The following is a 19,695-nucleotide window of genomic DNA, read 5'->3' as shown; positions in this document are numbered from 1 at the left end:
CTCAGCCGCGCCGGGCGCGGATGAGGTCGCGATACCAGGCGAAGGACGCCTTCGGGGTGCGGACCTGGGTGTCGTGGTCGACGTGGACGAGGCCGAAGCGCTGGTGGAAGCCCTCGGCCCATTCGAAGTTGTCCATCAGGGTCCAGGTGAAGTAGCCGCGCACGTCCACGCCTTGGGCCACGGCGGCGTCGACGGCCCGGAGATGGGTGTCCAGGTAGTCGATACGGTCGAGGTCGGGGACGGTGCCGTCCGCGGTGACGACGTCCTCGACCGAGCAGCCGTTCTCCGTGATGTAGACCGGCGGGAGCGTGGGGTAGCGTTCCTTGAGGCCGACGAGCAGTTCGCGCAGGCCGTCGGGGACGACGGGCCAGTCGAAGGCGGTGCGGCGGTAGCCCTCGATGGGAGCCTCTTCGAACGGCAGGCCCTCGGACGTCGGAGCCTGGATCCGGGTCGGGTTGTAGTAGTTGATGCCGAGCCCGTCCAGCGGGGCCGAGATGAGTTCGAGATCGCCGTCCCGGACGGAACCACCGAGGGTGGAGTCCGCACCGTAGGCCGACAGGTCGGGGTATGTGCCCGTGAGGATCGGGTCGTTGAACAGGCGGTTGTGCAGGTTGTCGTAGGCCTGCGCGGCGGCGCGGTCGGCGGGGGCGTCCGAGGCGGGCCAGACCGGGGTGCAGTTATTGGCGATCATCACCTGAAGGCCGCGTTCGCGCAGTTCCCTCAGCGCCAAGCCGTGGCCGAGCAGTTGGTGGTGGGCGACCGGCAGGCAATCGAGGAACAGGGTACGGCCCGGCGCGTGGGTGCCGAGGCCGTAGCCCCAGACCATATGGATGAACGGCTCGTTGAGCGTGATCCACTTTTGGACGCGGTCGCCCAGCCTGTCGGCAACGGTGGCCGAATACTCGGCGAAGCGGTGCGCGGTGTCGCGGTTCAGCCAGCCGCCGTCGTCCTCGAGGCCCTGCGGGAGGTCCCAGTGGAACAGGGTCGGGAGGGGCTCCACGCCGCGCGCGAGCAGGCCGTCGACCAGGCGGTCGTAGAAGTCCAGGCCCCGGGGATTGACCTCGCCGTTGCCGGTCGGCCGGATCCGGGGCCAGGCGATCGAGAAGCGGTATCCGGTGAGGCCCGCCTCGGCCATCAGCGCGAGGTCTTCCTCGTACCGGTGGTAGTGGTCGCAGGCCACGTCACCGGTGTGCCCGTCGCGGATCGCGCCGGGGCGGGCGGTGAAGGTGTCCCACACCGACGGGCCGCGGCCGTCCTCCTTGGTGGCACCCTCGATCTGGTAGGACGCCGTCGAGGCGCCCCAGATGAAGTCCGCGGGCAGATGGTCCAGCGCCATGTGCAACCTCCTAGAACATGAGTACGGCTCATGTTATTTCTCGTTGATGGGATGATGGAAGCGTGAATCAAGATCGCACCGCGGGCACGATGCGCCGCCGGCCCGTCCAGAAGCGCAGCGCCGAACGTCTCAAACGGCTGTTGGACGCCTGCGCCGAACTCCTGGACGAGGTCGGCTACATCGCGCTGACCACCAAGGAGGTGGCCCGCAGAGCCGAGGTGCCCATCGGCACCCTGTACCAGTTCTTCTCCGACAAGGAGGGGCTGATCGGCGCACTCGCCGCCCGCAACCTGGACGCCTTCCTCGAACGGGTCTCGGCCCGGCTGGAGCACGAGAAGCCGGAAGACGTCTCGGGCATCGTGGAGGTGACCGTCGACGAGTTCGTCACCATGCGCCGGACGATCACCGGTTTCGGCGTGGTCGACTTCGGCGCGGAGGGCCGGGACCACACCCTCGATCCGGCCCTGGACAACAACGCCGCGGTCGCCGGACGGCTGCGCGGGCTGACCGCGGCCCTGACCGGGGTCCGGGACGACACCGAACTGGAGATCGTCGTCCGAGTGGCTCTGGAGTGCGCGGACAGCGTGCTGAAACTGGCCTTCCGTACCGATCCTCAGGGCGACCCCCGGCTGATCGCCGAGTGCAAACGAGTTCTTGACAGCTATCTGAACGACCAAATCCGGTCACTGACAACGGGTGGGTGACCGACGGGCTTCGCCGCACAAGACACGAACGACTGCTCCGACTCGTGCACGGAACCTCCTGCGCGAAACCGGACTTCTTTCGGCGGCACGTGGCTAGCGAACGCTCGTGACCTTCCAAACCAGTACCCCGCCCAGCGCGGACATGGCCGCGGAGCACAGGAACAACGAGCGGTAGCCCCCCAGTTGGCCGAGCACGACCGAGGCGATCGGGGGAACCAGCACGTACGGCAGGGACGCCATCAGATTGGCCAGGGCCATGTCCTTGCCCCGGTCCGCCGAGGCCGGGAGCACTTCGGTGACCAGGGCGGTATCGACGGCCAGGTACACGCCGTAGCCCAAGCCCAGGATCACGGCCGCGACCAGCGTCATGGTCCACGTGGGCGACAGGGCGAGCGGGATGGCGGCGACGGCCATCGTGAGACCGCCAAGAAAGACCATTATGCGGCGTTTACCCAGTTTGTCGGAGAGCCAGCCGCTGAGGACGACCGTCGAGATCGTGGCCAGGCAGTTGACGCCGATCACGATGAGCAGGCCATCGTCGGTGGACTGGCCGGGGAAGAGCTGCTCGTAGTGCAGGACGTCGTCCAGGAAGTACGGCATGTAAAGCGTGCCGAGGCCGTAGCCCAGGCCCATGATGAACCGGGAGCCCATCGCCCAGACGAAGTCGGGATGCTCGCGCGGGCTGATCCGGTAGCCATCCAGGAAGGTGCGCAGCGAGAACGGCTCGCGGTGGCCGCCGGGCAGCGGCGGGTCCTTCATGACGACCGCGAACAGCACGATCAGCAGCGGGAACGCGGCCATCAGCGCGTACTGCGCGGAAAACCCGGCGACGAGACCCAGCATCAGCCCGCCCGCGATCATGCCGCCCGCCTGCGGGACCGTGGCCCAGCCCAGCACCACGCCGCGTTGCGCGACCGGGACCCGGTCGGGGACCAGCGGGGCGAGCCCGGCACCGATGATCATGAAGCCGGACGACAGCGCGAGAGAGCCGAGCGCGACCCCGACGACCGTCGTTTGCAGGCCGGTGTAGACCAGCGCCGCCATGCACACCAGCGAGCCCGCGATCATCCACGGCCGGCGGCGGCCGAACCGGCCGGTGGTGCGGTCGCAGAGCGCGCCGGCCAGCGGCGCGATGACGATTCCCGAGATCGCGCCCATCATGCTGACCCAGGCGTAGCTGTCGACCTTTCCCGCCGGGTCGATTCGGGCGATCTGGTCGGGCATCAGGAACGTGGTCGGCACCTGCATCGGGACGTACATCCCGACGTTGGCCAGGACGTACAGGACGACCCAGCCGGGGCCGACCTTGCGGGTCGGCTCGGCGAGGGCATCGGGCCGTACGGGGGCGAGGGTCATCGGGGCACTCTCCGGAGGTGGACGAGTTCGCTCGTCCAGTCGAAGGACAGCAGCGGCGGGAGGCCATGGCCGAGCAGGACGGCGCCTTCATGCACGGTGCCGGTGCTCTCGTCCCGGTAGCGGGCATCGGGATCGAGGCCCTTGAGCCGGGTACGGGCGACCGAGCGGTTGAGCGCGGACGGCTGGAACTGGAAGACGACGACCTCGTCCTCGGTGAGGTACTGCACGGCGTGGTGCGCCAGGCGGTACTGGACGCCGCCGTGCACCACGGGCCGGATCCGCTTGTACTGCTCGACCAGCGTTCGGGACCAGGCCAGATCCTCCTCGCTCCAGGTCCGCAGGTCGCCGCCGATGCCCATCGCCCCGGCCATCGAGACGTGGAAGCGGTACCGGATCGAGGTCGGGCGGGCGGAGAAGCTGTTCGGACTGTCGGTGACCCAGGCGCCCATGGTCCGAGCGGGCAGCAGCTGACAGTGTCCGTGCTGGATCGCGACCCGGTCGGCGGCGTCGGTGTTGTCGGACGTCCAGACCTGGTCGGCGCGGGCCAGCACGCCCAGGTCGGCCCGGCCGCCGCCGCCCGCGCACGACTCCAGGTACAGGCCGGGACGGGCGGCGCGCAGCCGGTCCATCACCTCGTAGACGCCGCGCGTGTGTTCGATCCAGACCCGGTCGGGATCGGCGGCCCCGGGTTGCCCGGCCTCGCTGAAGGACCGGTTCATGTCCCACTTGAGGAAGGCGATGTCCAGCTCGGTGACGGTCCCGACCAGCCATTCGACCGCCCATTCACGGACGTCGCGGCGGGCGAAGTTCAGCACGTGCTGGTTACGGCCTAGGGTGCGGGAGCGGCCGTCCTGGCAAAGGATCCAGTCGGGGTGCGCTCGGAACAGGTCGCTGTCGGGGTTGACCGCCTCGGGCTCGACCCACAGGCCGAAGCCCATGCCCAGCGCGCGGACGTGGTCGGCGAGCGGACCCAGACCGTCCGGGAAGCGGTCCGGGTTGGGCCACCAGTCGCCGAGCCCGGCCATGTCACTGGTGCGGGCGCCGAACCAGGCGTCGTCCACCACGAAGACCTCGACGCCGATACCGGCGGCGAGCTCGGCCAGCTCGGTCTGCTGCTTCTCGGTGATGTCGAACTCGGTGGCCTCCCACGAGTTGAAGATCAGCGGGCGTTCGGCCGGACGGGCGGGCAGCACCTGGCGTTCCGTGTAGGCGTGCCAGCGGCGGCTGGTGCCGCCGAAACCGTCGGGGGCGTAGAGACCGGTGAAGACAGGGGTCTCCAGGCTCTCGCCGGGGACCAGTTTCCAGACCAAACCCTCGTGGCCGAAGCCGCCGGTCCAGGAGGTGCGGCCGTAGGGGTCGCGGCGCAGGGTGATCCGCCGGCTGCCGCTCCAGGCCAGGGCCGCGCTCCAGACCTCACCGTGCTCCTCCGCGGCGTCGTGCGCGTCGAGCATCAGCCAGGGGCCGGCGTGCTGTCCTGTGATGCCGAGGCGGCTGGTGAATACGGTCTCCCCGACGGGCACCCGATCGCGCCGGAGCTGGAACTCCCGGCCCCACTCCCCCACCACATGGCTGACCCGGTAGTCGTCGCGGGCGGGCAGCGTCCAGGCGGCGGAGTCGAACCGCAGGACGTCCACGGGCTCGTCCGCGGTGAGGACGGCCCAGCGTTCGATCTGGTCATGGCCGTCCCGGATCCGGTAGTGCAGGTCGAGACCGAGGGAGCGGACGCGGTCGGCGAAGGAGAGCGTGAGCCGGTCGTCCTCGGCCGTGTGCGAGACGAACCGCCACTCGAAGCCGCGGACGCCGTCGTCGAACCGGACTGTCAGCGACGGCGCCCCGAACCGCAGGCCGCCCTCGACCGCGTACTCCTCGCCGCCGGGGTCGTCGCCGCCGGGATCCTCTGCGGGCAAGTCGGCCGCGATCACGAGGGCCTGCTCAAGGGTCAGCGGCCGACCCCAGTGCACGTGTCGGGGGACGTCGTCGTCGTCCAACCGGAAGGCATAGGAGGTGCCGGGCGTGCTCAGCAGCCAGAGGCGGGCCGCGGAGTGGTGGATGATCATACGGAGCCCTTAAATATGAGTAGTGCTCATGTTTCGTCCATATGTTAGGTACGCGCGCCCACGACGCCAACCCTTGACGGAGCCTGTCATCGGGAAATGGGGAAGATCGCGGCGATACCGCCGGCAGCCGAGGAGGAGGCGCCCACCCGTGTCGGCGACGAAAGACCGGTCGCCCCGGGCATCCGAACCCTGCACGCCGGGGGCGGCGCGACCCCTCCTGCCGGGAGAGACCCAGGAACACCTGAGAGCAGAAACCAATCGGATTCACAAGCGAATGCGCAACTGTGCGGGACAGTTCCTGCTGAATCAGCAGTCAGAGGCATTGACATTGGTGAATTCGCGCATCTATAACGGGAGCCGGCCATACTCGGTCGCCACAGGTCGAGCGCATCACCAACTCGGTTTCTCCTGAACCGTTTCGCTGCCGTACGCGTTCCGCCGCACGCCAACTACCCGTCCAGGGCCACGCGTTCCCACCCCCGAGATGAGGGATGGACATGCACTCGCGCACTCCCGGTTCCTCAGCCCTCCCGACCACCCCGGCCCGCGACGGCATCGTCAGGATGCCGGCCACGTCCATCGTGTGAACCGCCTGCCGGGTCGAAGGCGCCGGCTCAGTGCTCGTCGGCTCGGTGACGGCGAAGGACTTCCCCGTCGTTCGGCGTCGACAGAACGAATGTTTCGACCATGCACATCGAGAGGGAAAGATGACCCACCACCAGCTTTTCATCGCCGGCGCCTTCGTGGACGGAACCGGACCCGGCACCTATGAAGTTCACAGCCCGGCCACCGGCGAACTCGTCGGGACCGTCCCGGTGCCGTCGACCGCCGACTTGGACGAAGCCGTGCGCGCCGCCAACGAGGCGCAGGCGAAGTGGGCGCGGCTCACGGTGTGGGAACGCGCCGCGGTGTGCCATCGGATCGCCGACGAACTCCACAAGCGTGTCGAGGAGTTGGCCTACCTGACAGTCATGGAGCAGGGCAAGCCGCTCAGCGAGGCACTCGTCGACATGGAGGAGACCGCGCTGCTGTTCCGCCTCCAGGCGGACGACGCGACCCGCGTGTACGGCGAGACGATGCCGTCGCTGTTCGCGAACAAGCGGATGTTCACCACGTACCGGCCGGTCGGCACGTGGGGGATCATCACGCCGTGGAACTTCCCGCTGCACTCGGTGGTGGAGTTCGTCGCACCGGGCTTGGCGATGGGCAACGCGCTGGTCGTCAAGCCGCCGTCCAACACCCCGCTCAGCGTGCTCAAGGCGATGGAGGCATTCGTCGCGGCCGGGCTGCCCGACGGCCTGGTCAGCGTCCTGCCCGGTGACGGCACGATCGGCGAGGCGCTGGTGCGCCACCCGGGCATCGACGCGATCGGCTTCATCGGATCGTCGACCACCGGCGAGCGCATCCAGGCCGCGGCCGGGCTCAAGCGCTCCATCATGGAGTGCTCCGGCAATGGTCCCCTGATCGTCCTGGCGGACGCCGACCTCGACGCCGCGGCGAAGGCCGCCGTATACGGCGCGCACTTCCTCGCCGGTCAGGTCTGTTGCGCGACCGAGCGGGTGCTCGTCCACCGCGACGTGCACGACGGCTTCGTAGCGGCCGTGCTGCGCGCCGCCGAGGTCGTCGTCCTCGGCGACCCGTTCGATCCGGCCGTCAACCTCGGGCCGCTCAACAACGAGGGCGTCGCCGCCAAGATGGACCGCCACGTGGCCGACGCCCGCGCACGCGGCGCCAAGGTCCTCACCGGCGGCGGGCGGCGGGCGGGCATGCCGACCGACCTGTACTACGAGTTCACCGTGATCGACGACGTCCCGGTCGACAGCCTGGTCTCCCGCGAGGAGTCTTTCGGCCCAGTGGTGCCGATCATCACCGGCGTCGACGACGACGACCTCCTGCGCATCGCCAACGACGACGAACTCGGCTTGCAGGGTGCGGTGTTCACGAAGGACATGGGCACGGCCTTCCGGTTCTTCGAGGAGATGGCCGTCGGTCAGGTCATCGTCAACGACAGCACCTGCTACTGGGACGCCAATATGCCGTTCGGCGGCGCGGGTGGCCGGCGGACCGGGTGGGGCCGGATGGGCAGCAAGCACACCCTGCACGCCATGGCCGACGTTCGCACGGCGGTCTTCGGCTTCTGAGCCGCGCTGCCTCCGCGCGCAGGCAGCCGAACGACCGGGCGGGGCATTCGCGCAGCGCGCCCCGCCCGGGTCCGGCCACCGGATGCCCCGTGCCCTGCGACGCCCGCCGCGTCCCGGTCGGCACCGCAGCCGTGACACCGTACTCAACCCGCGGCCGGGCGAAGGCCCACGTCCCCGCCGGAGAAGTGGAAGTCGGCCTCCGGCACATATAGCGCGATGGTCACCTTCGCTCAGCCACCCACTCGGGCCGATGATCGAAAGAGACCATCACGAAATGCAAGCCACAACCCCGAAATCGGCCAGGCCTGCGCTTCATTCCCCACTCCGCTCGGCAAAGATCGGGAGCCGCCCGACAGTTGAGGGTCGGGGCCGTCCCGGCCGATCATGCCCCGGGCGGCGGTGCGAGGAAGCCATGGGCCATGGCACGGTGGCCGAAGGCACGCGCGATGGCCGCCCTCAGAAGCACAAACAAATATCTCCAAATAAATACATAAACTTGAATGTGATATTTTATATATAAGAAGAGATGATATCGACGCACAGGGGGCCGAGCCGTACACGGATCCGACGGAGAGGCGGGACCGACGGTGGACCTTGCCAGCCCCACGAGCCGGGGAAGTAGGGCGGAGAAGGCGCGTACCGACAGGTTGTGCCTGCTTGCGGCTTTGGACAACCAAGCGACGGACACCGACGTATTGACGGCTGCGGCGCAGCACGCGACCGCAGCGCTCGGTGGGTTCGGCGCCATGGGACACCTGAGCGCGAGCGCCTCTCAGGGCTTGCACTTGGTCGCGAGCGGTGGACTACCCCGAGCTGTCACCCGTAACTGGGAGGACATCCGCATCACCGATTCGGTGGCTCCGGCGCGAGCCTTCCGGACCGGCGAATTCGCCTACGAGTCCACCGCGAACTGCCCGGCACGCAACCCATCGGATCCGCCTCACCCGTCGCCCGCCGCAGACCTCTCGGCGCGCTCCGCAATGGCGGCCGTACCGCTGTCCGGACCGGACGGACCGCTCGGCGTGCTGTCAGTGCTGCTACCGGTGGCCGGCGCACCCTCCGCTGAGCAACAAACGTTTCTCGAGGAGGTGGCCCGGTGGGCGGCGGAACGGCTGCGCCTGGCCCCTCCCACGCCGGACGGCGTGTCCCGCGCTTTGCTGGGGACGCCACCGGACCGCGCCCCCGGACAGGGACCCGGTGAGACCTCAACCGAATTCAAGTTCGAATTCGACGTGCATGCGAACGAGGTTGTCCTCGACGAGCGGTTGCTCGACGCCATCGGCATCGAGCGAGAGACATTCGACGGGCGGCTCGCGACCTTTGACGACTACGTCCATCCCGATGACCTCCCCTGGGTGATGGGAGACGTCGAACAAGCACTCAGGACCCGTGGCCGAGCGGATAGCGAGTACCGGGTCCGCCGTTCGGACGGGACGTATGCCTGGGTGCGCTTCCGCGGCCGGGCGGTCTCGCGCCAAGGCAGCGAGCCGACCCGTCTGGTCGGCACCATGTCGTACACCACGGAGACCCATGCCGCGCTGGAATCGGTGGGGCGTGCCCTGGCACACATGAGTGATGGCTTCCTGTCCGTGGACCGCGACGGGCGGATCGGATTCGTCAACGTGGCCGCCGAGCGTCTGTTCGGCCGGCCGCGCGACCTGGTGGGACGATCGCTCTGGGACGTCGCCATCGTCCGGAAGGTGCCCTGGCTGGAGGAGCGCTCCCGCCGAGCCGCCACCGCGGGGGTGCCCGACGGGTTCGAGGTGCCGTGGCCGGGCACCGATCGCTGGTATCACCTACGACTGGTCCCCGTCGCCGATGGACTCACCCTCTACATCACGGATGTCACCGAAAGACGCCTCCGCGAGGCGGAGGGCGCCGCTGCCGAGCGCGCCGCCGCCGAGCGCGCCGCCTTCATAGCCCGGCTGACCCGCGCGCTCTCCGAGGCGGCTACCACCCGGGACGTGACCGCCGCCGTAGCCGAGAGCGTCCTTCCTCCTCTCCACGCCACCGGACTGGTCATTCTCGCCCTGGAAAACGACCGACTGGACCTCGTCGGCTGCGTCGGCTACCCGCCGGCGCTCCTCGACCGCCTCCACGGCATGCCGGTCGTCGCCGCCACACCTCTGGGAGAGGTTCTGCGTACCCGCGCACTGATGTTCATCGAATCACCCGACGACCTCACCGCTCGCTATCCCGGGCGGCCGGCGGACTTCCCGGTTGCCGGAGGGAAGAAGGCGTGGGCCTTGCTTCCGTTGATCGTCTCGGGCCGCGAGATCGGTGTCGCCGTCGTCTCCTTCGACCAGCCGCGACATCTCACCGAGGACGAACGGACCCTGCTGACCGTGTTCAGCGGCCAGCTCGCCCACACGCTGGAGCGGGCCCGCCAGTACGACGTGGCCACGACTCGCGCCCGTGACCTCCAGCGTGCCCTCCTGCCCCGTGTCCTGCCCCCGCTTCCCGCGATCACTGCCGCCGCCCGCTACCTGCCTGCCGGACATGGTGCAGACGTCGGTGGCGATTGGTACGACATCATTGCGCTGTCCGCCGACCGTGTGGCCCTGGTCATCGGCGACGTCATGGGCCATGGCATGCCCGAGGCCGCCACCATGGGCCGCTTGCGCACCGCCGTGCGTACCCTCTCCGACCTCGAACTGCCGCCGGACGACGTCCTCGCCCGGCTCAACGACATCGTCGGCGAACTCGGGGAGGAGTCCTTCGTCACCTGCCTGTACGGCGTCTACGACCCGACCACCCAGATCCTCACCTATGCCAACGCCGGCCATCTCCCGCCCGTGGTCGCCCGCCCCGACGGCATCGTGTCCCTGCTGACATTCGATCCCGACCCGCCACTCGGGATCGCCGCCCCGCCCTTCGGCGTCCACGATGTCCCCCTGCTCGACGGCAGCTTCCTCGTTCTCTACACCGACGGTCTCGTGGAGACCCCGGGGCACAACATCGACGAGGGCCTGCGTCACCTCACCGAGACCATCACCGCCGCCCTCGCCGACCGCGATGGGGTGGCCGGGGAACCCGACCGGCTGTGCGATGCCGTGACCACAGCCCTGCTCCCGGCACACCGCCGCACCACTGACGACACCGCCCTCCTCATCGCCCACGCCCGTTCCCTCCCGCCCAGCGACATCGCCGCCTGGGATCTCCCCGAAGACCCCACGGCCGCGGGCCAAGCCCGGCACCATGTCCATGAGCAGTTCCGGATCTGGTGTTTGGACGCGGAACTGGAGATGGCCACCGAACTCATCGTCAGCGAGCTCGTCGGCAATGTCATCCGCCACGCAACGGGTCCGATCCAGCTGCGCCTGCTGCGCAGCCGCACCCTCATCTGCGAGGTCACCGACGGCAGTCTGACCACGCCTCATATCCGACATGCCCGTGCGACGGACGAAGGTGGCCGTGGCCTCCAACTCATCGCCGCCATGGCCCAGCGATGGGGCACTCGCTACACCCTCACCGGCAAATGCATCTGGACCGAACAAGCACTGGGCGCGTGAGGGGTCGATGCCTTCGGGAGCCGACGATTCGCGGACGCCGCCCACACTCTTCGCCGCTACGCGCGGGCCATCCGGGAGATGCACGCCCGGCTGGCACCGCTGCTGCGCGTCGCCCGCACCGGACCCCCCGAAGTCGCCCGGGCCTGGCAGGACATCACCCGACGCCGCGCGGACAACATGCGACTGCTCGCCCGCGACCTGGCCGCGACCGGACAACTGCGCCATGGACTGGACCCGGACGAGGTGGCCGACGTCATCCGGGCCACCAACTCGCCCGAGTTCTACTGCCTGTTGGTCGAGGACCGGCGCTGGCCACCCGAACGGTTCGAACAATGGCTCGCCGACACATGGTGCCGACTACTGCTCACCTGACCCGAAGGTCGAGGACCGGGACGTCCTACCCGCTCTGACAATGGGTCGGCGACCAACGACGGGCCCGCACGGCCGGATCGCACCGACGACACCGCCTTCGAAGACGGACTCGTCATAAACCGCGTCTACTTCGCCGTCCACGGACACCTCGCCGCACCCAAACCCGCCGCCGTCAACGGCTACCCCATCGGCCAATCCTCGCCGGCTGCCGCCCACTCCTGAACACCGGCAGGAACACCGGCAGGAACCCCGACCGTGGCGCGAACGCTGGGCCCGGCGGCGGCGACCGGCCGGACGCGGCAGAACTGTCAGCCTTGGCAAACCACTTGACCGCGCACGGCCAGGTGCTCGAAATGCTCGCCGGGCCGCTGCCCACGATCCCACCGACCCCGGGCGCGTCCTGTTCGGCTTGTTCGCGGCGACGGCGGAGACGGCCATGCGCACATCTCTTGCAGCCCCCAACCGAGAATCGAGGTCGCGCATCTGTGGCTACCTAGCGGGGCGGCAGCAGCGGAGCCCAGGTCGTGAACACGTCCCCGCCATCGAGCAGCCAGGTGGCGCCCAGCCAGGCCATGGCGATCGAAACCAGGCCGAAGGCCGCCACCCACACTGGCCACGGTATTCCGGTGGAGGTTGCCAGGTTCGCCGCGTCGGACGAGGAGTTGCCCCTCAGGTGGCGTCGTAGCAGCTCGACAACGTGCCGTACCGCGGCAATCAGCAGGAACCAGACGACGACGTACGCGGCGAAAGCCTGTACTTCCACCCGGCCCTGCCACGACACCGCAGCCAGGACACCGGACGCGAGGAGGATGATCACCACGCCGAACACGTTACGAATCGTCGTCAACAGCAGGAGCATCAGAGCGGTCACGCCCCACAGCGACGCCGTGACGTGCCCCGCGCGCAGAAGAGCCGCACCACCGATTCCCGCCAACGAGGGTGCCGGATAGCCGGCCGCCGAGATCAGGAGTCGGCGAATGCGGCCCTTGCCTCGATGAGACGTGGTTCCCGAGTTGTCGACCTCCAAGCGGACAGCGACGACGCGATGTCCGCACAGGAGCGCGGCGAGGACGTGGCCCGCCTCGTGTGCCATCACCGAGTAGCACCGCAAGGTGGACCATGCCAACCGATGCACCACACAGGTCAAGGCCACACCCCCGGCGACGAGAACAAGCCCCGGAGACGGATGCGGCTGCGTCGCGAGGGCGTGCTCCCACACGAACCGCGAGAACGACAGGGTCATGCAACTCCGATGCTCTGACCGCCCTTCGGCCGCGAAGCAGCCGACCCGCCGACCGACAACAAGGCCACGCGGGTGCGTCGGGGCAAGGTCGTGGGACAGTTCACGAATGACACACAGTCAGTGACTGTGCCGGGCGCGTCAAGCCATCCGGCGCATCCGGGCCGGAGCCCGCGTTTTCCGGACCACACGCCCCCGGGACACGCGAGAGGCCGGCCACGGCTGCGAGCGTGGCATCGCGCCCGGCCACCGGCCGCCCATCGACCGCCCACGCGCAAAAACAGCTGCCGGGATCGGCGACCGGAAGGCCGTCCCACTGTGTGTTTATCGCGCTCCCCCGCGTCGATCTCGGCCCGCATCGCTCAGTCGCGCACCGCGGTCTCCGCCAGGTCGAAATCCTTCGCGACCTGACCGACCAAACGGTCGCCGCGCAGGCACAGTTCGACGAACTCGGCCTCGAACTCCGACGTGAACGAACTGCGAGGGCGCGGCTTCTTCGTCCCCAGGCTCTCCATGATGGACATCCTTTCGAGGGCGCGTAGTCCTCACCCAAGGTGTCCGCCAAAGCGAATCAAGCCCAGGAAGTCCTGTACCCGTCATGGCGGGCACAGGACTTCCGACGTTCAAGAAGGGACGGCTACGGCACCGGCTGTTCCGATGCTCGCGCCGGCGCGTGGGTGAAGGTCATGGCTGGACCGGGTGGCCGGGCCGTGGGCTCGACGTCGGGTCGGTTCCGTCGGCGGCGAAGCCGTGTTTGTGCAGCGTCCGGGTGCGGACGGACTTGGCGTACAGGGGGTTGAAGATTGCCAGTACGAATACGGTGAGAAAGGCCCACCGCATGGGAGCGGACGGCGGAAGAGGGGTGAAGTGGGGTCCGTACACGATCATCCCGGGCAGGAAGACGCCGCTCGTGATCAGATGGCTGCCGAGGTTGTTGCGGACGAAGAAGAAGCGGCCGAGAGCGTCGTCGCGGACCCACATGCGGTATCGGTGCGGGACGGGCACGCCGAACAGGCGGTAGGCGAGCCGGCGGTGCAGCGGCGGCCGATCACGCAGCCGGGTCGTCAGACCGCCGCGGATGACGTCCCATGCGTCGCGTATCGACGGGCGCGTCGCGCCGAGTGGGGCGGCGTCGAGCAGGGTGCCGAGGAGTTCGGCCTCCCGGACGATCCGGTAGCGGGGTGGGTAGGCGCGCAGAAGCGCGCGGCTGCGGCTCTCGTACGAATCGTTCATCATCCCGCCGGGTTGAATGCGAAGGGAGGGGTGCCGAGGCGGCGTGCGGCCCGCTGGGCGAGCTGTGCCAATCGTTGGGTTTCTGCGGTGAGGGCTTCGCGGCCTTCGCCGGTCAGCTTGTAGTAGCGGCGGAATCGGCCGTCGACGACCTCCTCGTGGTCGAGCACGAGCAGGCCGTCATTGGTGAGCCGGTCCAGCGCGCCGTACAGGGTGCCTGCGCCCAACCTGACCCTCTCGTCGGAGAGTTCACGGACGGCGGTGATGATCCCGTAGCCGTACAGCGGCTCGGGGGCCAGTGCGAGCAGGATGAGATAGCTCTGCTCTCTCAATGGCTTCATGACTGCAATATATCGCTCACCGATATATGGCGGCAAGCGGCGCCCTGGCGCTGCTCACCCCCAACCCCGCACGCTCGCACGGGGGTTGTCGACGCGGCGCGCGCGAAGCGTCGGCCGGACGCGTCACCGCGCTCCACTGCCCCGACACACGACGGACCGGGACGACGTAGGGACGGCTTCCGCCACGCGTGCGGTCGGAGCCGTCCCTGTCGTGTCGCGGGCGGGCGGCGAAGGGAAAGAGCGGGCGCCGCTGATGAAGGTGGAGCCGATGGTGCCGTTGATCGCGTAGTGGATCGAGGCGCAGGCTTCGTGTTCAGACGCCGTGAAGTCAATCCAAGGTCTCGGCCGCTTGTACCGCGGCGTCGCTGCGGCGGCGCCGGTCGGGCAGGTCCGATTCCTCGGGTCCAGCGGACGTTCGATCTCGGCGCCGTGCCGCATTGCAGATGTCCGGCGCGGAACCCGGTGCGGATTGCCGAGCGCTGCCCGCCCGCACCTCTTCCGATCTGGACGGATTGTCTGATCTGGACGTATAGTCCATACATGAACGCAGTGGACGAGGGTCGCGACCCTCGAGTACGGATGTGGGCCCCGGTGTGCCGGGCCGTCGCGCTCTTGCTCGGCCCATACGCCGAGGTCGTCCTGCACGATCCCGAGACCGACCGGGTCCTGGGGATCTGGAACCCCATGACCCCGCGCGGCCCCGGAGATCCCTCACTGCTCGGCGAACTGGACGAACTCGACCCGTCGGCGCGGGACGTGTACGGACCGTACGAGAAGCTCCTCGCGGACGGCCGCCGACTGTCCTCGGTCAGCGCGGTCCTGCGGGACGAGCAGGACCGGGCGTCCGCGGTGCTGTGCATCAACCTCGACCGCACGCCGCTGGAACAGGCCGCCGCCGTCCTGTCCGCCTTCGGTGCGCCGACCGTACAGCGCCCCGAGCCGTTGTTCGAGCAGGACTGGTCCGAGCGGATCCAGCACGTGATCGGCGGCTATGTTCGCGAAACCGGGCGCCCCGTCGAACGCATGACCCGCCAGGACCGCCTGGCCGTCCTCGGGCGCCTCGACGAGGCCCGAGTGTTCGCGGTGCGCCGGGCCGCCCCGGTCGTCGCTGCGGCCCTGCGCGTGTCCCGATCCACCGTCTACGGCCTGCTGGCCGAACTCAGAGCACCGAGCGCGAAGGACCGACCACGATGACCCGGCTGCCCCACTTCCGCCCGGAAACGTACTTCTCCCGCCGGGAGTTCACCGCCCGCAACCACCTGACTGCTCCCGATGCCCGGACCACGACACGCGGCGAACCGCCCGAGCCGGCCGACGACACCGACCGCCACGCCCACGAGAGCCCGACCCCGGGCAACAGCGAGACGTTCGGCGACCCGGCCCTGCGCGCGGTGATCGCCCGGACGTACGAACATGCCGGCGCGGACGACGTCATCCGCTTCGCGCGCGCCGAGAAAGCCCTCCACCCGGCGATGAACATCCTGCTCGACGCGGGCGACCACGCGGTGGCGGCGACCTCGAACCACCGGGCCGCCGGCACGGTTCCAATCGGCTACCCGAACCGCCCGGTCTCCCCACGGTCCGCCACTCGCACGCGAGTCGGCGAGCCGCCCCGCGTCTGGATCCTCCCCCACTGTCCCGAGTCCGTCGGAACCGCCCGCCGCATCACCAACGCCGCCCTCGACGCGTGGGGCATCGACGACGAGACCACCGACCGGGCACTGCTCGTCGTCTCCGAACTCGTCACCAACGCCGTCGAACACGCCCTGCCCCCCGTCGCCCTCCACCTGCGGCGCGCCGGAGACAACGGCACCCTGCACATCGAGGTCCACGACGGCGGCCCCGCGGCCGACGAGGGCACCTGGACGGCGAGCTGCACACCGGAAGAACACGGCCGCGGCGGCGAGATCGTCGCGCTGCTGGCAAGCGCGCACGGCACCCACAGCCTGGCGCACGGAGTCACCTACTGGGCCGACCTTCCGCTCGCCGGCTGAACACCGAGCGATGCCGACGCCCCGGTCGAGGTCCGCCCCGTGACCTGTCGCCGCCGCGACGGCGTTCAGCACGGCGGGCCGGCGCGGGTCGACGGGCACGCCGCCCGCCTCCACCGAGCGCGGCATGCTGCCTTCCGCACACAGCCCGCACAGGTGCCTCGATCCCGTGGCGCGAACACCAAGAGCGACTGGACCCACCCCCTCCACCCCCGGCCAGGGCGGACGGGCGGCCGGACGGGGCGGCTCGGGTCAGCGAGCCGCGCGGCGGCGACGACGACGCAGCAGCTCGGCGGCGACCATCACGATGGCGACGATCGCCGTACCGGCGATGAGCCGACTGGGTCCCGAATCGGCCGACGAGGAGCTCGGGGCGGCGATCGGAGCGCGCGCCGGCGGGGCCGAGGAGGCGGGCTCCTGGATGGACGTTGCCGTGGACGGTGCCGTGGAGGGGGTGACCGGTTCGACCGCGGCGCTTCGGCTGGGCTCCGTGCCCGGCACCGCCGTGACGGTGAGGTCCGCTTGGCCGCGGCCGAGGGCGGGGAAGCCGGACTCCACGGTGACGGCCCAGTGGCCGGGCGGCAGGGCCAGGCGGGTCGTGAAGGTGCCGGGGGTGTCGCCCACCGGCTCCAGCTTCCACGGGCCGATCGTCCGGCCGTCGTCGGCCAGCGCGCTGAGCGTGCCGGCCACCTTGTCGGTGACCGGGTCGTGGTCGTTCGCCCAGGTGGCGACCGCTCGGGTATGCCCGTCGCCCAGCTCGGTGATCGTGAAGACGATGGTGTCGCCGTGGGCGCCGGCCTGGCCGGTGCCGCTCAGGAGGGTGGCGGCGGCGAGCGATGCGGCGGCGGCGAAAGTACGGATGCGCATCTGTGGTGACTCCTTGGACGGCGGCGGGACGGGCGGGGGTGATTCCCGTCCCACCGCCTGCTTGGGGCGGCCTCAGGAGACCGGCTGGATGGCCCAGTTTTGGTAGGTCTGGCCGTTCGACTGCTGGAGTTCGAGCAGCCGACCGCCGTAGTACCAGCGCTTGCCGGTGCCGAGGACGAGGGAGGAGTTCTTCGCCGTGAGCGCGTAGCCGCTGCCGCTCGCGGTGATCTTCCACTGCTGGGTGTCCGCGTTGCTGCACGGCTGCTGCATCACGTATTGGCCGGCCACGGCCGAGCCGCCGATTTGCAGGCACTTGTCGGACCGCACCGAACGGACCCGCAGGTTGCCGTCGCCTTGGTCCTCGAACAGCCACTGCTGGTTGGCGTAGCCGTGGCGCTGGTAGCCGATCAGCACGGCGCCGTCGGAAGTCGAGGCGCCCCACATGTCGGCGGCCTGGCCGGTCAGGGTGTTGACCATCACGTATTTGGTGCCGGGCTTGGTCGGTCCGACCGGTCCGGCGGCCTTCAGGGTGCGAAAGGATGCCTCGCGGCCGGGCTTGGCCACGTGGCCGGCCTGGTCACGTACGGCGATGGCGACCTTGAAGGCGGTGCCGGGCCGCAGGTTGACCAGTCGGACCACGGTGGAGCGGACGGTGCCGAGCGTTCGGCCGTCCAGCACCACGTCGTAGCCGGCCGCGTCGGCGACCTGGCGCCAACTCAGCACGACAGAGTTCTGGGTGAGCTGGCCGATCGCCACCTCGGGCGAGGTCGGGCCGCCGGTCCGGGTCGGGCTCGGGGTGGAGGTGGGGTTTGTCGAGGTCTTGGTGGGGCTCGGCGTGGAGGTCGTGGTGCCGGTCGAGGTTTTGGTGGGAGTCGGGCTGTGGGTCGGGTCGGGGCCGGTGCCGCCGGCGGCGATCAAGAACTGGTTGTTGGCCACGTTCCAGTGGGTGGTGAGGTAGCTGCCCGCGGACGGGTTGGTGTTGTAGTAGTCGTCGTGGTTGCAGTCCAGCCGCTCGTCGCCGGCGCGGTTGGGGCACTTGATCTGCATCTTCGGGTAGTACGGCGAGTCCGAATAGCACATGACGTCCCACTCGTCGACGCAGTGCCCGGACTTGCTGGTGTTCGGCGCGCTGTTGTTGACGGCGCCGAGGTTGTGGCCGAGTTCGTGTGCGGCGGTCGAACCACCCCAGCAGCCGCTGTCGGTCCGGCCGTACGAGGGGCCGAAGTTGCTCATGTTGTCCTTGCCCGGGCGCTCGTCGCCGGCGAAGGTGCCGATGCCGCAGTAGACCTGGGCGTCCGCGAAGATCATGTACTTGCGATCCTTGCGGTTGAACCCCTGCTTGGCCAGCGCGCTGGTCGTGGCGCCGAACTGCTGCAGCTCGGACGTGGGCAGTTCCACGTTCAGTATCGCCGCCGAGCAGTCGGACTCGGTGACGTAGCGGATGTGGCGGGTGCCGCCGGTCTCCTGGGCGCTGGCGTCGTAGATGACGTCGGCGTCGGCGGCCCACTTCTTGAACGAGGGCAGGTACTGGCCGAAACGATCGTTGCCGGGCGCGTGTACGTACAGCACCTGGACTCGGTTGCCGGTGCTCCCGTCTCCGTCGCAGGCCACCGCGGTGCCCGCGGCGGCGGTCGCCTGGGAAGTGGGCGTTCCTGCGGCCGGCACGTCGGAGGCCGGCGCGGTGCCGGACTGCACGTCGAACACCGGCAGACCGTCCTTCAGCAGGTCGGCGGCGGACGGCGGCGGGTCCTGGCTCACCGTGGGCGCGGCCGGCACGGCGGCCGGCGCCGCGGCGGGCTTGGTGTCCTGGTGGATGTCGACGCCCTTCGGCGGCTCGTCCGGGCCGTGCGTACACAGCCCCGCCTCGGAGACCTTGAACACGCCGACGCACTTGTCGCCCTTGGCCGACGGCACCAGGCCGGTGTAAACCAGGCCCTTGCCCACGTCGCTCTTCGGCACCGCAGCCACGGGTGTGGGTGCCTCGTCGTGCAGCGGCCCCGCCGCCGGGCCTATCTCCCCCGGGCCTGTCTCCTGTGCGCTCGCGGCGTCGACGACGACCGGCGGGTCGCCGTCCAGCGCGGCGTCGACGGTGACGGCGCCCGCGGCGAGGGCGGCTGTCACGGCGGCTGCGACGAGCAGCCAACCACGGCGACCGCGGCGGCGGTGCGGCGTCGCTTTCCTGCGTCCCATGCGTGTCTCTCCTTCGTCGGCAGGTGTCGGGTGTGAGTGCCGACACCTAGGAGATGGATGGGACGGACGGGGATAACGGAAAATCGCACGGCTTTTCGACTCGGCGGCCCAGGGCGGCGTGGATGTGCCCTCTCGTGCAACGGGTTTGGCGTTGCCCGGGGAGCGTGGTCGCCCGCCGCGTGGGGTTGCTACTCGCTCCCGGGGAAGTCCGGGGCTGTGCGCGGGTGACCAACACGTGACATATTCACCGTCTTCAAGCCCTTAGTGGGGATTTAGGCATAGGTTGAGGCGTTAAGTCGCTTGGCTGCCAGTGGCATTCGGCAGGATTTGCGCCATACATGCATCCTCGCATCCGCGA

15 protein-coding genes are annotated in these 19,695 nt (G+C 69.5%); 6 read left to right on the top strand and 9 right to left on the bottom strand.

The annotated features are described in order from the left end of the window. Position 1: 1 nt before the first annotated feature. Entirely contained in the window at positions 2–1,336 is a 1,335-nt protein-coding gene (locus ABZS54_RS27740) for a GH1 family beta-glucosidase (RefSeq protein ID WP_355541689.1), read from the bottom strand. Between the two features lie 62 nt (positions 1,337–1,398). Here ABZS54_RS27740 and ABZS54_RS27735 point away from each other — a divergent pair, with 62 nt between their 5' ends. Next, complete coding sequence (locus ABZS54_RS27735) at positions 1,399–2,040, top strand: TetR/AcrR family transcriptional regulator (protein ID WP_355541686.1); 642 nt, start codon at positions 1,399–1,401, stop codon at positions 2,038–2,040. A gap of 93 nt (positions 2,041–2,133) precedes the next feature. On the opposite strand, the gene ABZS54_RS27730 is transcribed toward ABZS54_RS27735, so the two are convergent. Beyond that, positions 2,134–3,396 carry an MFS transporter gene (locus tag ABZS54_RS27730; protein ID WP_355541683.1) on the bottom strand — a complete coding sequence of 421 codons (1,263 nt, stop codon included), beginning with the start codon at positions 3,394–3,396 and terminating at the stop codon, positions 2,134–2,136. Beyond that, entirely contained in the window at positions 3,393–5,453 is a 2,061-nt protein-coding gene (locus ABZS54_RS27725; protein ID WP_355541680.1) for an alpha-galactosidase, read from the bottom strand. Before ABZS54_RS27725 ends, ABZS54_RS27730 begins: the two co-directional genes overlap by 4 nt. A 707-nt stretch (positions 5,454–6,160) precedes the next feature. On the opposite strand from ABZS54_RS27725, the gene ABZS54_RS27720 reads away from it, so the two are divergent. The 3 genes from ABZS54_RS27720 (at position 6,161) to ABZS54_RS27710 (ending at position 11,478) form a co-directional block, all read left to right on the top strand. Next, positions 6,161–7,594: an aldehyde dehydrogenase family protein gene (locus ABZS54_RS27720; protein ID WP_355541677.1), complete on the top strand. Its 1,434-nt coding sequence runs from the start codon at positions 6,161–6,163 to the stop codon at positions 7,592–7,594. Positions 7,595–8,181: 587 nt separating this feature from the next. Then, positions 8,182–11,106, top strand: a complete 2,925-nt coding sequence (locus tag ABZS54_RS27715; protein ID WP_355541674.1) for a SpoIIE family protein phosphatase — start codon at positions 8,182–8,184, stop codon at positions 11,104–11,106. A 78-nt stretch (positions 11,107–11,184) separates the two neighbouring features. Next, positions 11,185–11,478, top strand: coding sequence for a hypothetical protein (locus ABZS54_RS27710; protein WP_355541671.1), 294 nt, complete (start codon positions 11,185–11,187; stop codon positions 11,476–11,478). Positions 11,479–11,971: 493 nt separating this feature from the next. Here ABZS54_RS27710 and ABZS54_RS27705 read toward each other — a convergent pair whose 3' ends face one another. The 4 genes from ABZS54_RS27705 to ABZS54_RS27690 form a co-directional block, all read right to left on the bottom strand. Then, entirely contained in the window at positions 11,972–12,721 is a 750-nt protein-coding gene (locus ABZS54_RS27705; RefSeq protein WP_355541668.1) for a M50 family metallopeptidase, read from the bottom strand. A 359-nt stretch (positions 12,722–13,080) separates the two neighbouring features. Beyond that, positions 13,081–13,233: a hypothetical protein gene (locus tag ABZS54_RS27700; protein ID WP_355541665.1), complete on the bottom strand. Its 153-nt coding sequence runs from the start codon at positions 13,231–13,233 to the stop codon at positions 13,081–13,083. A gap of 169 nt (positions 13,234–13,402) precedes the next feature. Beyond that, positions 13,403–13,954, bottom strand: a complete 552-nt coding sequence (locus ABZS54_RS27695; RefSeq protein WP_355541662.1) for a hypothetical protein — start codon at positions 13,952–13,954, stop codon at positions 13,403–13,405. Beyond that, the gene (locus ABZS54_RS27690) at positions 13,951–14,289 is read right to left on the bottom strand and encodes a PadR family transcriptional regulator (protein ID WP_355541659.1); all 339 of its coding nucleotides are present in this window, start codon (positions 14,287–14,289) and stop codon (positions 13,951–13,953) included. Before ABZS54_RS27690 ends, ABZS54_RS27695 begins: the two co-directional genes overlap by 4 nt. Before the next feature lie 540 nt (positions 14,290–14,829). Between ABZS54_RS27690 and ABZS54_RS27685 the strand changes: the two genes are divergently transcribed. Next, the gene (locus ABZS54_RS27685) at positions 14,830–15,483 is read left to right on the top strand and encodes a PAS domain-containing protein (RefSeq protein ID WP_355541656.1); all 654 of its coding nucleotides are present in this window, start codon (positions 14,830–14,832) and stop codon (positions 15,481–15,483) included. After that, positions 15,480–16,283, top strand: a complete 804-nt coding sequence (locus ABZS54_RS27680) for an ATP-binding protein (protein ID WP_355541653.1) — start codon at positions 15,480–15,482, stop codon at positions 16,281–16,283. Before ABZS54_RS27685 ends, ABZS54_RS27680 begins: the two co-directional genes overlap by 4 nt. Before the next feature lie 249 nt (positions 16,284–16,532). Here ABZS54_RS27680 and ABZS54_RS27675 read toward each other — a convergent pair whose 3' ends face one another. After that, positions 16,533–17,147 (bottom strand): hypothetical protein, encoded by a 615-nt coding sequence (locus ABZS54_RS27675; RefSeq protein ID WP_355541650.1) that lies wholly within the window; start codon positions 17,145–17,147, stop codon positions 16,533–16,535. A gap of 72 nt (positions 17,148–17,219) precedes the next feature. After that, positions 17,220–19,337, bottom strand: a complete 2,118-nt coding sequence (locus tag ABZS54_RS27670; RefSeq protein WP_355541647.1) for an RICIN domain-containing protein — start codon at positions 19,335–19,337, stop codon at positions 17,220–17,222. Between the last annotated feature and the right edge of the window lie 358 nt (positions 19,338–19,695).

The organism is Embleya sp. NPDC005575, from assembly GCF_040605455.1.
Classification (GTDB): domain Bacteria; phylum Actinomycetota; class Actinomycetes; order Streptomycetales; family Streptomycetaceae; genus Embleya.
Note: the sequence above shows the minus strand (reverse complement) of the source record. Positions and strands in the feature narration are given on the sequence as shown.

Bases quoted from the DNA above. Each gene is read 5' to 3' on its own strand.
- ABZS54_RS27710 (WP_355541671.1), top strand. From the start codon at position 11,185: ATGCACGCCCGGCTGGCACCGCTGCTGCGCGTCGCCCGCACCGGACCC.
- ABZS54_RS27695 (WP_355541662.1), bottom strand. From the start codon at position 13,954: ATGATGAACGATTCGTACGAGAGCCGCAGCCGCGCGCTTCTGCGCGCC.
- ABZS54_RS27690 (WP_355541659.1), bottom strand. From the start codon at position 14,289: ATGAAGCCATTGAGAGAGCAGAGCTATCTCATCCTGCTCGCACTGGCC.
- ABZS54_RS27720 (WP_355541677.1), top strand. From the start codon at position 6,161: ATGACCCACCACCAGCTTTTCATCGCCGGCGCCTTCGTGGACGGAACC.
- ABZS54_RS27700 (WP_355541665.1), bottom strand. From the start codon at position 13,233: ATGGAGAGCCTGGGGACGAAGAAGCCGCGCCCTCGCAGTTCGTTCACG.
- ABZS54_RS27705 (WP_355541668.1), bottom strand. From the start codon at position 12,721: ATGACCCTGTCGTTCTCGCGGTTCGTGTGGGAGCACGCCCTCGCGACG.
- ABZS54_RS27730 (WP_355541683.1), bottom strand. From the start codon at position 3,396: ATGACCCTCGCCCCCGTACGGCCCGATGCCCTCGCCGAGCCGACCCGC.
- ABZS54_RS27725 (WP_355541680.1), bottom strand. From the start codon at position 5,453: ATGATCATCCACCACTCCGCGGCCCGCCTCTGGCTGCTGAGCACGCCC.
- ABZS54_RS27740 (WP_355541689.1), bottom strand. From the start codon at position 1,336: ATGGCGCTGGACCATCTGCCCGCGGACTTCATCTGGGGCGCCTCGACG.
- ABZS54_RS27675 (WP_355541650.1), bottom strand. From the start codon at position 17,147: ATGCGCATCCGTACTTTCGCCGCCGCCGCATCGCTCGCCGCCGCCACC.
- ABZS54_RS27680 (WP_355541653.1), top strand. From the start codon at position 15,480: ATGACCCGGCTGCCCCACTTCCGCCCGGAAACGTACTTCTCCCGCCGG.
- ABZS54_RS27670 (WP_355541647.1), bottom strand. From the start codon at position 19,337: ATGGGACGCAGGAAAGCGACGCCGCACCGCCGCCGCGGTCGCCGTGGT.
- ABZS54_RS27685 (WP_355541656.1), top strand. From the start codon at position 14,830: ATGAACGCAGTGGACGAGGGTCGCGACCCTCGAGTACGGATGTGGGCC.